The 12,935-nt window shown below is 69.5% G+C and carries 12 protein-coding genes; 6 read left to right on the top strand and 6 right to left on the bottom strand.

Annotated features, from left to right (window positions below; all coding sequences use genetic code 11):
* Window positions 1-89 precede the first annotated feature (89 nt).
* Entirely contained in the window at window positions 90-1,427 is a 1,338-nt protein-coding gene (gene hmgB / locus ACT3HL_RS02985; RefSeq protein WP_445085326.1) for a hydroxymethylglutaryl-CoA synthase, read from the top strand.
* Window positions 1,428-1,483: 56 nt separating this feature from the next.
* Here the strand turns inward: hmgB and ACT3HL_RS02980 are convergent, their stop codons facing one another.
* Complete coding sequence (locus ACT3HL_RS02980) at window positions 1,484-2,191, bottom strand: helix-turn-helix domain-containing protein (RefSeq protein ID WP_445085785.1); 708 nt, start codon at window positions 2,189-2,191, stop codon at window positions 1,484-1,486.
* Between the two features lie 156 nt (window positions 2,192-2,347).
* Here ACT3HL_RS02980 and ACT3HL_RS02975 point away from each other — a divergent pair, with 156 nt between their 5' ends.
* The gene (locus ACT3HL_RS02975) at window positions 2,348-3,052 is read left to right on the top strand and encodes a metal-dependent hydrolase (protein WP_445085325.1); all 705 of its coding nucleotides are present in this window, start codon (window positions 2,348-2,350) and stop codon (window positions 3,050-3,052) included.
* Between the two features lie 253 nt (window positions 3,053-3,305).
* Here the strand turns inward: ACT3HL_RS02975 and ACT3HL_RS02970 are convergent, their stop codons facing one another.
* A complete protein-coding gene (locus tag ACT3HL_RS02970) occupies window positions 3,306-3,902 on the bottom strand; it encodes a transporter (protein WP_445085324.1) in 597 nt (198 codons plus the stop codon).
* Window positions 3,903-3,950: 48 nt separating this feature from the next.
* Window positions 3,951-4,403 carry a pyridoxamine 5'-phosphate oxidase family protein gene (locus ACT3HL_RS02965; protein ID WP_445085323.1) on the bottom strand — a complete coding sequence of 151 codons (453 nt, stop codon included), beginning with the start codon at window positions 4,401-4,403 and terminating at the stop codon, window positions 3,951-3,953.
* Between the two features lie 143 nt (window positions 4,404-4,546).
* Between ACT3HL_RS02965 and ACT3HL_RS02960 the strand changes: the two genes are divergently transcribed.
* Window positions 4,547-6,046: a replication factor C large subunit gene (locus ACT3HL_RS02960; protein WP_445085322.1), complete on the top strand. Its 1,500-nt coding sequence runs from the start codon at window positions 4,547-4,549 to the stop codon at window positions 6,044-6,046.
* A 72-nt stretch (window positions 6,047-6,118) separates the two neighbouring features.
* On the opposite strand, the gene ACT3HL_RS02955 is transcribed toward ACT3HL_RS02960, so the two are convergent.
* Window positions 6,119-6,658: a hypothetical protein gene (locus ACT3HL_RS02955; RefSeq protein ID WP_445085321.1), complete on the bottom strand. Its 540-nt coding sequence runs from the start codon at window positions 6,656-6,658 to the stop codon at window positions 6,119-6,121.
* 51 nt (window positions 6,659-6,709) lie between these two features.
* Complete coding sequence (locus tag ACT3HL_RS02950; RefSeq protein ID WP_445085320.1) at window positions 6,710-7,588, bottom strand: COX15/CtaA family protein; 879 nt, start codon at window positions 7,586-7,588, stop codon at window positions 6,710-6,712.
* Window positions 7,589-7,778: 190 nt separating this feature from the next.
* Between ACT3HL_RS02950 and ACT3HL_RS02945 the strand changes: the two genes are divergently transcribed.
* Entirely contained in the window at window positions 7,779-8,999 is a 1,221-nt protein-coding gene (locus ACT3HL_RS02945; protein WP_445085319.1) for a M24 family metallopeptidase, read from the top strand.
* Between the two features lie 199 nt (window positions 9,000-9,198).
* Window positions 9,199-11,442 (top strand): phosphate acyltransferase, encoded by a 2,244-nt coding sequence (locus ACT3HL_RS02940; RefSeq protein ID WP_445085318.1) that lies wholly within the window; start codon window positions 9,199-9,201, stop codon window positions 11,440-11,442.
* 146 nt (window positions 11,443-11,588) lie between these two features.
* Here ACT3HL_RS02940 and ACT3HL_RS02935 read toward each other — a convergent pair whose 3' ends face one another.
* Window positions 11,589-12,290: a ribonuclease HI gene (locus ACT3HL_RS02935; RefSeq protein ID WP_445085317.1), complete on the bottom strand. Its 702-nt coding sequence runs from the start codon at window positions 12,288-12,290 to the stop codon at window positions 11,589-11,591.
* A 95-nt stretch (window positions 12,291-12,385) separates the two neighbouring features.
* Between ACT3HL_RS02935 and ACT3HL_RS02930 the strand changes: the two genes are divergently transcribed.
* Complete coding sequence (locus tag ACT3HL_RS02930) at window positions 12,386-12,907, top strand: CBS domain-containing protein (protein ID WP_445085316.1); 522 nt, start codon at window positions 12,386-12,388, stop codon at window positions 12,905-12,907.
* Window positions 12,908-12,935 lie beyond the last annotated feature (28 nt).

The following is a 12,935-nucleotide window of genomic DNA, read 5'->3' as shown; positions in this document are numbered from 1 at the left end:
TCAACGTCGCCGCCGACACCGGCTCCTTTCGACAGACGACGTACCGATTCATCGACAAACCCATATGCACAGCCCGGAAACTCGGGGCTATGACTGCCGTCGGCATCGACGCCATCGAAATCCGAACGGGCAAACTCCGACTCGACCTCCCCGGGACCTTCGCACCGGTGAAGGGCGAAGAGCCCGAGAAGTACAGCAAGGGGATCGGCATCGAGTACTCCTCGCTGCCGGACGTCTACGAGGACATCGTCACGATGGGGGCGAACGCGGCCAAGCGGCTGCTGGACCGAAAAGGGCTCGCCCCCGACGACATCGGCCGGATCGACGTCGCGACCGAGTCCGCCTTCGACAACTCAAAGCCCGTCTCGACTTACATCGCGGGCTGTCTCGAGCAGGTGTACGACGGCGACTTCCACCACGCGAACAAGGGCGAGCGGAAGTTCGCGTGCCTCTCGGGGACGCAGTGTCTCGACGACGCGTACAACTGGATCCGCGCGGGCCGGAACCGCGGCCGCGCGGCGCTCGTGATCGCGACCGACACGGCGCTCTACGAGCGCGGCGATCCCGGCGAGGCCACGCAGGGCGCGGGCGCGGTCGCGATGCTCATCGACGAAGATCCCGACATCGTGTCGCTCTCGACCGAGCAGGGGTACGGCAGCGCCGACGAGACCGACTTCCTCAAACCGAACCAGCAGTTCCCGAGCGTCGATGGCAAGCGCTCGGTCCAAGTGTATCTCGCGCGGATGCGCGAGGCCCTCGAGGACTACGAGTCCGTCGCCGGCGACACGCACTCCGAGGACTTCGTCTACATCCCGTTTCACACCCCGTACCCCGGGATGGTCAGAAAAGCCGCCCTGCTCGGGTACCGACACATCACCCGCGGGACGGAGATCGAGGAGGCGCTGGCCGACGACATCGGGATGCAACCGCGAGAAGACGACTTTGCCACGCGCGAAGACTACGAAGAGGCGATCCGCGCGTACATGGACGAACTCAAGGAGACCCGCCGGTACCGCGAGTGGTACGAGCAGACGATCGATCCCACGGTAGATATCTCGGGGCAGGTCGGCAACTGGTACACCGGCTCGGTGCACGTCGCCCGGCTATCGGCGCTCCGCGCCGCGGCGGAGGCGGACAGGGACTTCGCCGGCGAGCGGATGCTCGTCGGCTCCTACGGCTCCGGCGCGCAGGCGGAGATCCACGCCGAGACGGTGCGGGAGGGCTGGCGAACCGAGGTCGACGCCGTCGACGTCGAACCACAGCTCGACGAGCGCTACGACCTCTCCTTCGAGGAGTACGAACTCGTCCACGACGTCCACAACCACGGCAAGGACGTCGAGGTCGAGGAGTTCACCCAGCCCGACGCCGAGTTCGTCTTCACCGGCTGGGGACGGATGAACGAGCGTCGCTACGACTACGTCGAATAGCGGCGTCGCGATAATCACAGAGGCCGTAAATGCTCTCTCCCGATCTTTTGTGCCCGTCAGGGTAACCGACGCAGGTCCTCCAGCATCTCGTCGAGATCGCGGTTCGAGATCGCGAGCGAGAAGCCGTCGATCGTCGCGAGCGCGGGCGCGTGCTCCCAGAGGTCCTCCTCCTCGAGCCCGTGGAGGATGACCGCGTTCGGCGTCGGATTGACGACGCGCATCGCCACCAGCGGCGACTCGCCGCGCGTGACGCCGGTGAAGACCAGCGCGCGCGAGGTCGACTGCCCATAGAGGCGGTAGAACTCCTCCGAGGAGAGCCGCGTGATCGCCTCGATGCTGTTGATCACCGTGTGGCCGCTGATTCTGTCCTGGTCGCCGCGGACGAGTTCGGTCGCGTCCATCGCCTCATACAGCGTCTCCAGCGGGATCGAGGTCGGGTACTCACGGAGGTCCTGGACGATGTCGCTCTCGAAGCCGGCGGAGATGACCCGCGCGTACTGGCGGATGCGGCCGCCCCCGCGGGACTCGTCGATGTCGAGGAGCGCCTCGACCATTCGCCGGACGACGCCGATCCCCGGGCTCTCGCGGCGACCGCTCTCGTAGTCGGAGATGACCGACGAGGAGACCTCGAGCTGCTCGGCGAGCGCGGTCTGTGAGACGTCGAAGTCCGTACGCCACTTCCTGAGCGTCGCGCCGGGGTCGTCACTCAGCGTGATCTCGCCCGCGATCCGCCGCGCGAGATCCTCCCGCGGAACCGTCGTCACGCCCCGGGCCCCTCCCCGATCGGGCTCTCTCGACACATACTGGCCTATCTCGGGGTGGCGACCGCAAAAGCGTGTCGAACGGTGCATTCGACGAACGACGAGTCGGCGCCAACGGGCGCAGGAACGTTCAAGTCCGACCCCGTGGCAGTGACTGTCGTGCCCTCGACGCTCGTCCACATCGCTCTCGCGCTCCTGCTCGCGGCGGGCCTCCTCGGAGAGGAGTTCGACGGTCCGAGCGCGCTCGTCGTCACCGGCGCGACAGCGCTTCCCGATCTCGACGTGGCGCTCGAACCGTTCGTCTCCGGCGCGCACCGTTCGGTCGGTCACACGCTCTTGCTGCCGGCGGCGGGGTTCGCGGTACTGCTGTGGGACGTTCGACGAGGCGAGCGCTCGTACGTCCGCCGTCGGTACGGCGCCCGCGGGGTCCGCGTCGCGTTCGTCGCCGTGTTCTGCGTCTTCGGGGCCGCGATCGTTCCCGATATGGTCGTCGGAGGCGTGAACGCCTTCTATCCGCTGCACGACGCGTTCTACACGGTCGACGGGCGGCTGTTTTACTCGACTGATCGAGGGTGGGTACAGACGTTCATAGAGCGCTCACCGGGGGCGACCGCAGAGCCGCGAACGACGCGAAACTTCGCGTTTCGGACCGTCCTCGACGCCGAGCCGACCCTCGGCGTCGACCAGACCGGGTCGGGGGGCGACAGCGGCGACGCCCCAGAGCGCGTTGAACGGATCTTCCCGGTCGCGATGACGGGGTTTCGCGCGTGGCTGCTGCCGCTCTCGGCGGTCGTCACCGGTGTCAGACTGTGGCAGGCCCATCGCACGGTCCGCGAGGGCGACAGCGACCCGCCGGCGGGGTAAGCGAGTACGTCGGTAAGTGGTCGTCTCTCGGCCGGAGGTTTATGTACCGTCAGGAGGCCAGAACCCCCGTGACGTAGCAGTCGCCCCGCGCCGTTTCGCGGTTGTTCGGCACCTCGGTTCGGGGAGCGGCCGGGACGGCAGTCCCGGGATCGGCGTGCCGACTGTTTGCCCAACCACGGCGCATCGGCGTGAGGAGAACGGCCGTCTGAGACCTCTCGGTATCGACACCTCCAGAGCACCGTCACCGACTGTCTCACTCGCGTCCGGACGACACCATCGAACCAACAGCGCCGCCGAGGGCGCCGAAGACGAGCGGGTAGACGAGGCCGGCGAGAAGGATCGCCGTCGCGAGCGTCGGCCCGGCCGTGGCGTCGCCGACGGAGAGCGTGAAGACGAACGCGCCCCCGACCGCGAGCGGGAGGTACCCGAGCGTGACCGCGGCGCCGCCGATCGCCCCCGAGAGCGGCGTCGCGGGGCGCGTCGCGACAGCGACGAGGGCGCCCGCGAGCGCGAGCACGACAGGCGGCAGGGCGAAGAGCGCCGGCGAGAAGGTGTCGCCGCGGCCGACGAGGTTCACCGCCGTCGATCCGAACAGCCCCGGGATCTCGGCGGTGACGAAATGCGCGTTGTAGAACACCCACCCGACGATCTGCCACGTCCCGGGGTCACCGGTCGCGATCTCGAGGACCCGCGCAGCCAACGAGTTCGAGATCTGCTGACCGGTCGCGGCGTACGTGATCGCATACGAGAGCAGATACGCGAGGCCGCCGAGCGCGGCGGCGACGCCGAGCGTTCGACCGTCAACAGCGCGGTCCGTTCGGGACGTCGGGGCCGATTCGGGGCGTGACATCGGTGGTACGAACCCACCCACACGTAGGTATCTTCTGGTTATCGATCGTCACTCGATCCCGACCGGGGGCTTCTCTCGCCGACCGGTCACCTCGTCCGGATCGAGCCGGTACAGCGTGTACTCCAATTCGCGGGGCGGCTCCTCGTAAATCGTGAAAAACGGAATATCGATCGAGCGGATCGCCTCGACGACCGTCCCGTCGATGCTCGCCTCGGGAACCTCCGAGAGGGGGCCGCGGACGACGACCGACTCCCAACCGCGGTCGCCCTCGGCGGTGACGACGAGCGCGGCCCGGTCGGAGCTGGCGAGATAGCGGCGCTTCTCTGAGTCCTCGCCGAACCCGAGTCGGAGGTACACGTCACCGGCGTCGTACCCGTACGAGACCGGGATCGCGTAGGGATCGTCGCCGTCGGCGAGCGCGAGTACCCCGACGCCGCCCGTTCCGAGCAGTTCGTCAATCGACTCTCGGTCCATCACGACGGCGCTCTCGTCTTCGCTCATACGAAAAAATTCGTCCTACAGAACCATAAACTGTTGCTCGCTCGCAACGAGGTGTCCGCATCTCCGGTGCGGTGGCGAGCGGCGTCATCAGTCCGGCGTGCAACCCCGCAATCACTAAACGGGGCTCGCCCCTTCCACCGGTAATGACCGACTGGACCGAACGGTACCGCCCGACGACGCTCGCGGAGGTCCGCGGCAACAACAAGGCCCGCGACGCCTTCCGGGAGTGGGCCGAGACGTGGGACGACCACCGCGAGCCGGTCGTCATCCACGGCGCGCCGGGCGTCGGCAAGACCTCGGCCGCGCACGCGCTGGCGAACGATATGGGCTGGGAGATCGTCGAGCTGAACGCCTCCGACGACCGGACCGCGGACGCCATCGAGCGGTTCGCCGGGCGGGCCTCGCGCAACACCACCCTCGCCGGCTCCGTCGGCGGCGCGGGCGGCGGCCGACAGCTCGTGGTGATGGACGAGGCGGACAACATCCACTACCAGTACGATCGCGGCGGCAAGCGCGCGATCACGGAGCTCCTGAAGGGCGCGAACCAGCCGATCGTCCTCATCGCCAACGAGTACTACGATATGTCGCAGGGCCTCCGGAGCGCCGCCCGCGAGATCGAGTTCCGCGACGTCTCCGCGCGCTCGATCGTCCCCGTTCTCCGGGACATCCTGCGGAAGGAGGGGACCGAGTTCGACGAGGAGGCCCTCGAGCGAATCGCCGACGCCAACAGCGGCGATCTGCGCGCGGCCGTGAAGGACCTCCAAGCGACCGCCGAGGGGAGCTCGCGCGTCACGCTCGAAGACGTGACGACCGGCTCGCGGAACCGCGCGGTCGGCCTCTTCGAGTTCCTCGACGCCGTACTGAAAGAGCAGCCGGCACAGGAGGCGCTGCAGACAGCCTACGACGTCGACGAGACGCCCGACGACCTAGTCCAGTGGGTCGAGGACAAGGTCTCGCTCGTCTACGAGGGCGAAGAGCTCGTCCGCGCCTACGAGTTCCTCTCGAACGCCGACGTCTGGACGAGCCGGGTCTACGCCACGGACTTCGACTACACGTGGTGGCGCTACGCGACGGACAACCTCGCCGGCGGCGTCGCGGCCGCGCGGGATCGAACCCGCGGCGGCTGGACGAAGTACGGCGGCGCGCCCTACCGCTCGACGCGCGATTCGACCCGCGACGGGGTCGTCCGTTCGATCGCCGATTCGGGGGGGTTCTCGATGACGACGGCCCGACTCGACGTGCTCCCGTTCCTCGCGGCGATGACGCATCACTGCAAGCCCCGAGAGCTGACCGTCGCGATGGCCGCGTGGTACGACCTCGACGAGGCGGCCGTCTCGTACATCACGGGCAGCGGCGAGACGACCAACAAAGTCCAATCGATCGTCGCGGACGCGAGCGAACTGCGCGCGGCGGAACTCGAAGATCACGCCGGCGACGCGTTCCTCGCGCGCGAGCGCGTCGAGACTGACGATGACGCGGCAGGCGACGACGACACAGAAGACGAGAGCCAACAGACGCTGGACGCGGACGTGATGAACCGCGAGGAGGACGGCGAAGGCGAGACGGACGACGAGGCGACGGCGGCTGACGAGGCGACGGCGGGCGACGACGACGGGCAGGCCGGGCTGTCTGACTTTATGTGAGCGGTGGTCCTCCACGACCGCCCGCACGGTAGCTCTTCGGCGGTGTACAGCGGTCGGACCCACAGGAGGCGGTCACGAAACCGATTCGGGACGGCGGAGCCGCGCCGCCGCCGTTTCGAGACACGCGCTCCCGAGCGCGGCGGGCGTCGCCAGCAACGCGCCGGCGACAGCGGCTTCCACCCTCCCAGTGAGGAGCACGCCCGCGAGCGCCCCGCCGACGCCGCCGCTCGCGTACCCCGCAGTCGCGTACCACAGCGCGCGTTCACGCGAAGCGTCGACGAACAGCACCGTCAGAAGCGCGCCGAGTCCGATCGGGACTCCCTCGGCAACGGTGGCGACGAGCAGTCCGGCGAGGAGGACGCCGAGCGTGAACCGGAGGAGGCCGAACGCGGCCCCGAGCGGCGCGTCTTGAAAGAGCCCGGTGGAACTGCCGACGGCGAGGGCGACGGCGCCGAGGATCGCGGCCGCGTGGACGCCGAGGAGCGTCCACGCGAGGTCGCGATCGAGCGCGCTCGTGACGAGGAGGCTCGCCCCCGCGAGCGCGGGGAGGGCGACTATCGACGCGGCCGCTGCGAGGAGGAGGACGAAGCCGACCCCGGGGACGTTGGTCATGACCGAGAACTACGGGCAGGGGCTAAGTGCTTTGTCGCTGACGGGACGTAGTCAGTCGCCGCCGGGGACGCCGCGGGACTCCGTCGATCGACCGCCCCGACGGAGCGCGTACCACGCGGCCGCGACGAGCGCGAGCGCGCTGAGTGTCCCGCCAAGCGAGACGTACTGGAGCGTGCCGCCGTAGACCAGCCGTCCGACGACGAGGAGGGAGACGACGATCGCCGCCGCGGTGGCGGACAGACCGCGGACCCGCGAGGCCGTGCTGAGGCGTCCCGTCTCGCCCGTCGACGCCGGCGACGACCACACCGTCACCGCGAGGAGCGCGGCGTAGACGCCGAGACCGACGGAGTAGTACACCGCCTGCGTCGTGGGGCCGAACGAGACGAAGGCGTGCGGCGTCAAGACGATGAGAACCGGCAGGAGGACGCCGGCGGCGCCGAGCGCCGACCGAACGTGACCGGCGGAGTCGGCGGCGTCCTCGGCGCCGGATCCACTGGCTCCCGTCGGCTCGTACGCCCACGCGGCCGCCAGCGCGACGCCAGTGAAGATGATCGAGGCAGTTCCGAAGTGCGCGAGCAGGACCGCCCACTGATAGGTCGCCACCGTGAGCGCGCCGAGGATGATCTGTGAGGGGAGCAGGATGGTCGCGACCGCGAGAGAGCGACGGACCCGTCTGTCGGCGCCGCGGCGCCACGCAAGAACCGTCGTCCCGAGGACGACGAACCCGGTGATCATCGCGACGAGGCGGTGGAACCACTCGACGAAACTGCTCCAGTTCGCCGGGAACAGCCCGAGGTAGCCGTCGCAGAAGGGCCAGCGGCCCGCGCAGGTCAGTCCCGCACCCGTCGCCGCGGTGTACACCCCGAGCACCATCAGGATGCCCGTGAGCGCGGCCGAAACGCCGACGAGTCGGCGGAGGCGTGCGTCCATACGCGCACGTCGGGGTCGCGGCTACTTGAATCGCTCTTTCGACGGCCGGTCGCCGGTGAGGCGTATCGCTCGTTCTCGCGTCGGCCGCTCGGCCTCGCGTCGGCCGCTCGACCGCGAGGACGTCACCGCCGGCTGGCTCCCGCCGGGGCGGATCCGACACGTTTCCGTTCCCCGCGGCGAAACGTCCGTTATGGTCGATGAGACGCCACCGCCCGGCGACGAGACGGGCGGGACGGTCGAGGATCCGACGCAGCGCCACCTCAGCCACCGCCGCGAGCGACTCGCGGAGTTCCTCGACAGCGAGGGGCTCGACGCGGTCTGGTTCGGTCGACCCAACTCCTTCGCGTGGCTCACGACCGGGAGCAACGTCGTCGACCGCGACGCGGACGTGGGCGTCGCCGCCGCCGGCTTCACCCGCGCGGACGGCTTCGTCGCCGTCACCGACAACGTCGAGGCCGAGCGACTCGCGCGCGAGGAACTGCCCGACGCCTTCGGGGTCGTCTCGGTCCCGTGGTACGAGTCCTCGCTCGCGGCCGCCGTCGCGGACGCGACCGAGGGCGCGGGCGCGGCCGACTTCGACGCGCCGGGGCTCGACCCGCTCGACGCGAGCCGGCTCCGGCGGCCGCTCTCCCCGACAGACGTCGAGCGCTACCGCGCGTTGGGCCGTGAGGTCGCCGCCGCGCTCGAACGGGTCGCGCGCGAGCTCCAGCCCGGCGATACCGAACACGAGGTCGCCGCGGGGCTCCGCATCTCGCTCGCGACGCGGGGGATCGAAGCGCCCGTGACGCTCGTCGGCGGCAGCGAACGCGCACAGCGGTTCCGGCACGCAACGCCGACGCGGAGCGAACTCGGCTCGTACGCGCTGCTCTCGGTGACCGCCGAGCGCGGCGGGCTCTACGCCAGCGCGACGCGAACAGTGGCGTTCGAGGACGCCCCCGAGTGGCTCGCGTCGCGCCACGAGACGGCGATGCGCGTCGAGGCGACCGCGCTCGATGCGACGGCGCGTGCGGCCGCCGGCGAGCCGCTCGGCGCACCGGGGGCGGACGCCGGCGAGCCGTCGTCCGGAACCGCCGGCGACGTCTTCGGGGCGATCGCCGACGCCTACGACGCGCTCGGCGAGCCCGACGAGTGGAAGCGGCACCACCAAGGCGGGGCCGCCGGCTTCGCGGGGCGGGAGTGGTTCGCCTCGCCGGAAAGCGACGAACCGGTGCAGGCGCCGCTGGGATACGCGTACAACCCGACGGTTCGCGGGGCGAAATCCGAGGACACCGTTCTCGTCACCGAAGACGGCGTCGAGGTGCTGACGCGTACGGGTGAGTGGCCCAGCCGACCGGTGGCGTCGTGTCTGGCGGACGGCGCGGTCGAAGTCGACCGTCACGACGTGCTCTGGATCGGGGACGGCGGCGCCTAGTCCGTCCTCGGTCGCCCTCGTCAGTTGCCGATCCGCGATCGCTCTCGCCAGTTGCCGATCCGCGATCGCCCTCGCCAGTTGTCCGTTCTCGCGTACCCGGACTCTCGCACTGTCGCGGCGGACCTTCCCGGTCTTTCGTTATTTGTCGAATTACGATTCGACAGATAGCTTTTTTTGTGCCGGTGCCGTCGCCGCGGATATGGGACTCGACGACGACGCGAGAGCGTATCACCGCGAGGAGCCGCCGGGAAAGATCGAGATATCGACGACGAAGCCGACGAACACCCAGCGGGACCTCTCGCTCGCGTACTCGCCGGGCGTCGCCGCGCCCTGCCGCGACATCGACGCGGACCCCACCCGCGCCTACGAGTACACCGCGAAGGGGAACCTCGTGGGGGTCGTCTCCAACGGGACCGCGGTGCTCGGCCTCGGCGACATCGGCGCGCAGGCCTCGAAACCGGTGATGGAGGGCAAGGGCGTCCTGTTCAAGCGCTTCGCCGACATCGACGTCTTCGACATCGAACTCGATCTCGACGACCCCGGCGACATCGTCGACACCGTGCGGGCAATGGAGCCGACGTTCGGCGGGATCAACCTCGAAGACATCAAAGCCCCGGAGTGCTTCGAGGTCGAGTCGCGCCTGCGCGAGGAGGTCGACATCCCGGTCTTCCACGACGACCAACACGGGACGGCGATCATCTCGGGCGCGGCGCTCCTGAACGCCGCCGACGTCGTCGGAAAGGATCTCGACTCCCTGAACGTCGTCTTCTCCGGCGCGGGCGCGTCCGCGATCGCGACCGCCCGGTTCTACACCTCGCTTGGCGTGCGGCGGGAGAACATCGTGATGTGTGACTCCTCGGGCGTCATCGGGACCGACCGCGACGACCTCAACGAGTTCAAAGCGGAGTTCGCCGCGGACACCGACGACGAGACGCTCGCGGACGCGATGGCGGGCGCGGACGTGTTCGTCGGCCTCTCTGTCGGGGGCATCGTCGCCCCGGAGATGGTCGCGTCGATGGCCGAGGACCCGATCGTCTTCGCGATGGCGAACCCCGACCCCGAGATCACCTACGAGGACGCGAAGGCCGCCCGCGACGACACGGTGATCATGGCCACCGGCCGCTCTGACTACCCGAATCAGGTGAACAACGTCCTCGGGTTCCCGTTCATCTTCCGCGGGGCGCTCGACGTGCGCGCCACCGAGATCAACGAGGAGATGAAGCGCGCCGCCGCGAAGGCGCTCGCCGATCTCGCGCGGCAGGACGTCCCCGACGCCGTGGTCAAGGCCTACGGCGACCAGCCGCTGCAGTTCGGCCCCGACTACGTCATCCCGAAGCCGCTCGACCCCCGCGTGCTCTTCACGGTCGCGCCCGCGGTCGCCGAGGCGGCGATGGACTCCGGCTGCGCCCGGACCGAGGTCGATCTGGACGCCTACGAGGAGCGCCTCGAAGCGCGTCTCGGCAAGTCCCGCGAGATGATGCGGGTCGTCCTCAACAAGGCGAAATCCGACCCCAAGCGGGTCGCGCTCGCGGAGGGCGGCGACGAGAAGATGATCCGCGCGGCCTACCAGATGAGAGAGCAGGGGATCGCCGAGCCGGTCCTCGTCGGCAACGCCCCCGCGATCGAGGAGACGGCCGCCGACCTCGGGCTGGACTTCGAGCCGGAGATCGTCGATCCCCGGAGCGGCGACTGGGACCGTTACGCCGACCGCCTCTACGAACTTCGGCAGCGCGAGGGCGTCACGAAACGCGAGGCGCACGAGCTCGTTCGCGGCGACAGCAACTACTTCGCGAGCGTGATGGTCGAGGAGGGCGACGCCGACGCGATGCTCACGGGGCTGACCCACCACTACCCCTCGGCGCTCCGCCCGCCGCTTTCGATCATCGGCACTGCCCCCGACGCCAACTACGCGGCCGGAGTGTACATGTTGACGTTCAAGAACCGGGTCATCTTCGCCGCCGACACGACCGTCAACCTCGACCCCTCCTCGGACGTGCTCGCGGAGATCACGAAACACACCGCGGAGCTCGCCCGACGGTTCAACGTCGAACCGCGCGCGGCGATGCTGTCGTACTCGAACTTCGGGAGCGTCGACAACGAGGGCACGCGGAAGATCCGCGACGCCGTCTCGACGCTCCACGGCGACGCGGACGTCGACTTCCCGGTCGACGGCGAGATGCAGGCGGACACCGCCGTCGTCGAGGACATCCTCAACGGCACCTACGAGTTCTCACAGCTCGAAGAGCCCGCGAACGTGTTAGTGTTCCCGAACCTCGAATCGGGGAACATCGGCTACAAGCTCCTCCAGCGGCTCGGCGGCGCGGAGGCCATCGGCCCGATGCTCGTCGGGATGGACAAGCCCGTCCACGTGCTCCAGCGCGGCGACGAGGTGAAAGACATCGTCAACCTCGCGGGCGTCGCCGTCGTCGACGCTCAGGAGTGAACCGCCTCGGGGTCAAGCCCCGAGGCACTCGCCTTGCTTATCTGTAGACCGCACGGACAGACGGCGACGTTCCACGCGGCGACTTTTTCCCGGCGACGTTCCACTCAGCGACGCTTTTTTCCGCGACGTTTCACCCGAGGACGGGATCAGTCGCTCGCGCGGCCCTCGAAGCGCGACGGCGGCGGGATCTGCGGCTCGTCGCTCTCGGCCGCGTCAGCGGGTACCGAGGCCGCGTCAGCGGGTGGCGTGGCCGAGCCACGGTCCGACGCGCCGGCGTCGGGCGATCCGGGACGCACGCGACGGTCCGTCCGCCGGTTCACGTGGGCGTACTCGCCCGGCGCGTTCGCGAGCGGGTGCGCAGGGTTCTCCCGGCCGTCGATCTGTGCCGCCCGGAGCTCCGCAAAGCCCGCGATTCGGGCGCGAATCCCCCGCCAGTGCGACTCGCTCCCGGGGGGGATCTGCCGGCGGCCGCCCGGTCGCCAGCCGTCGTCGCCGCCGCTTCCGGCCAGCACCTCGCCGTTCACCGCGGCCGCGAGCTCGTCGTGGTCGACGAGGACGCCGACGCGGGAGTCCGCGGGGACCCGCGCGGCGAGCACGTCGAGGCCGAGATGGAGCGCGCGGTACTCGGCGACGTTGTTGTCCGGCGCGGCGTCGGGCAGCGACAGGCGGGCGATTCGGGTGCCGTCCCGCGCCTCGATCACGGCCCCGAGCCCGCCGCCGTCCGGTCGATACGACCCGTCGGTGGCGACGTAGAAGTGTCGGTGGTGTGTGCGCGGCGGGTGCGCGATGTGCGGCGTCGGCGAGTCGTCGAACAGGTCACGGAGGGTCGGACGGCCGTGAGCGGCCATACCCCAGCTTGCTCCCGGGCGTTCTTAAATATATCCCGGATAACGGCGGGTGCGCACCCCAAACAGTTAGACCCCGAGCCGACGAAGCGATCGATATGGCTCGGATTGCCGATCTGACCGCCCGCGATCTGATGACGACCGACGTCGAGACCGCCTCGCCCGACGACGACGTGAGCGAGGTGCTCGGCCGGCTCGCCCGCGCCGATTTCAACGGCTTCCCGGTCGTCGACGAGGCGGGGAGCGTGGTCGGTATCGTGACCCAGCACGACCTCGTTGGCCTGTTTCAGACGAAAGAGCGGACGCTCTGGATCCCGGTCGGCTTCCCGCCGTTTCTGGAGACGCTCACGTACGCCGTCGACGTGTCGTGGGACGACCTCGATCTGGGGATCGACCTCCTGCGGAACACCAACCGACCGATCAGCGAGGTGATGACCGCGGACGTCGTGACCGTCGGGCCGGACGCGTCGCTGGATGAGATACTCGACCGCCTCGCCGACGAGGAGCGCGACATCAACCGCCTGCCCGTCGTCGACGACGGCGCCCTCGTCGGGATCGTCGCCCGGCAGGACGTCGTCCGCGCGATCCGCGACGAGCGGCGGTCGACTCGATCGCCGTAGCGACTGCCTAGCGGACCCAGATCGGGAC

Source organism: Halobellus sp. GM3 (assembly GCF_052545375.1).
Note: the sequence above shows the minus strand (reverse complement) of the source record. Positions and strands in the feature narration are given on the sequence as shown.

Bases quoted from the DNA above. Each gene is read 5' to 3' on its own strand.
- ACT3HL_RS02945 (WP_445085319.1), top strand. From the start codon at position 7,779: ATGGTCGATGAGACGCCACCGCCCGGCGACGAGACGGGCGGGACGGTC.
- ACT3HL_RS02960 (WP_445085322.1), top strand. From the start codon at position 4,547: ATGACCGACTGGACCGAACGGTACCGCCCGACGACGCTCGCGGAGGTC.
- ACT3HL_RS02930 (WP_445085316.1), top strand. From the start codon at position 12,386: ATGGCTCGGATTGCCGATCTGACCGCCCGCGATCTGATGACGACCGAC.
- ACT3HL_RS02935 (WP_445085317.1), bottom strand. From the start codon at position 12,290: ATGGCCGCTCACGGCCGTCCGACCCTCCGTGACCTGTTCGACGACTCG.
- ACT3HL_RS02970 (WP_445085324.1), bottom strand. From the start codon at position 3,902: ATGTCACGCCCCGAATCGGCCCCGACGTCCCGAACGGACCGCGCTGTT.
- ACT3HL_RS02965 (WP_445085323.1), bottom strand. From the start codon at position 4,403: ATGAGCGAAGACGAGAGCGCCGTCGTGATGGACCGAGAGTCGATTGAC.
- ACT3HL_RS02955 (WP_445085321.1), bottom strand. From the start codon at position 6,658: ATGACCAACGTCCCCGGGGTCGGCTTCGTCCTCCTCCTCGCAGCGGCC.
- ACT3HL_RS02940 (WP_445085318.1), top strand. From the start codon at position 9,199: ATGGGACTCGACGACGACGCGAGAGCGTATCACCGCGAGGAGCCGCCG.
- hmgB (WP_445085326.1), top strand. From the start codon at position 90: ATGACTGCCGTCGGCATCGACGCCATCGAAATCCGAACGGGCAAACTC.
- ACT3HL_RS02950 (WP_445085320.1), bottom strand. From the start codon at position 7,588: ATGGACGCACGCCTCCGCCGACTCGTCGGCGTTTCGGCCGCGCTCACG.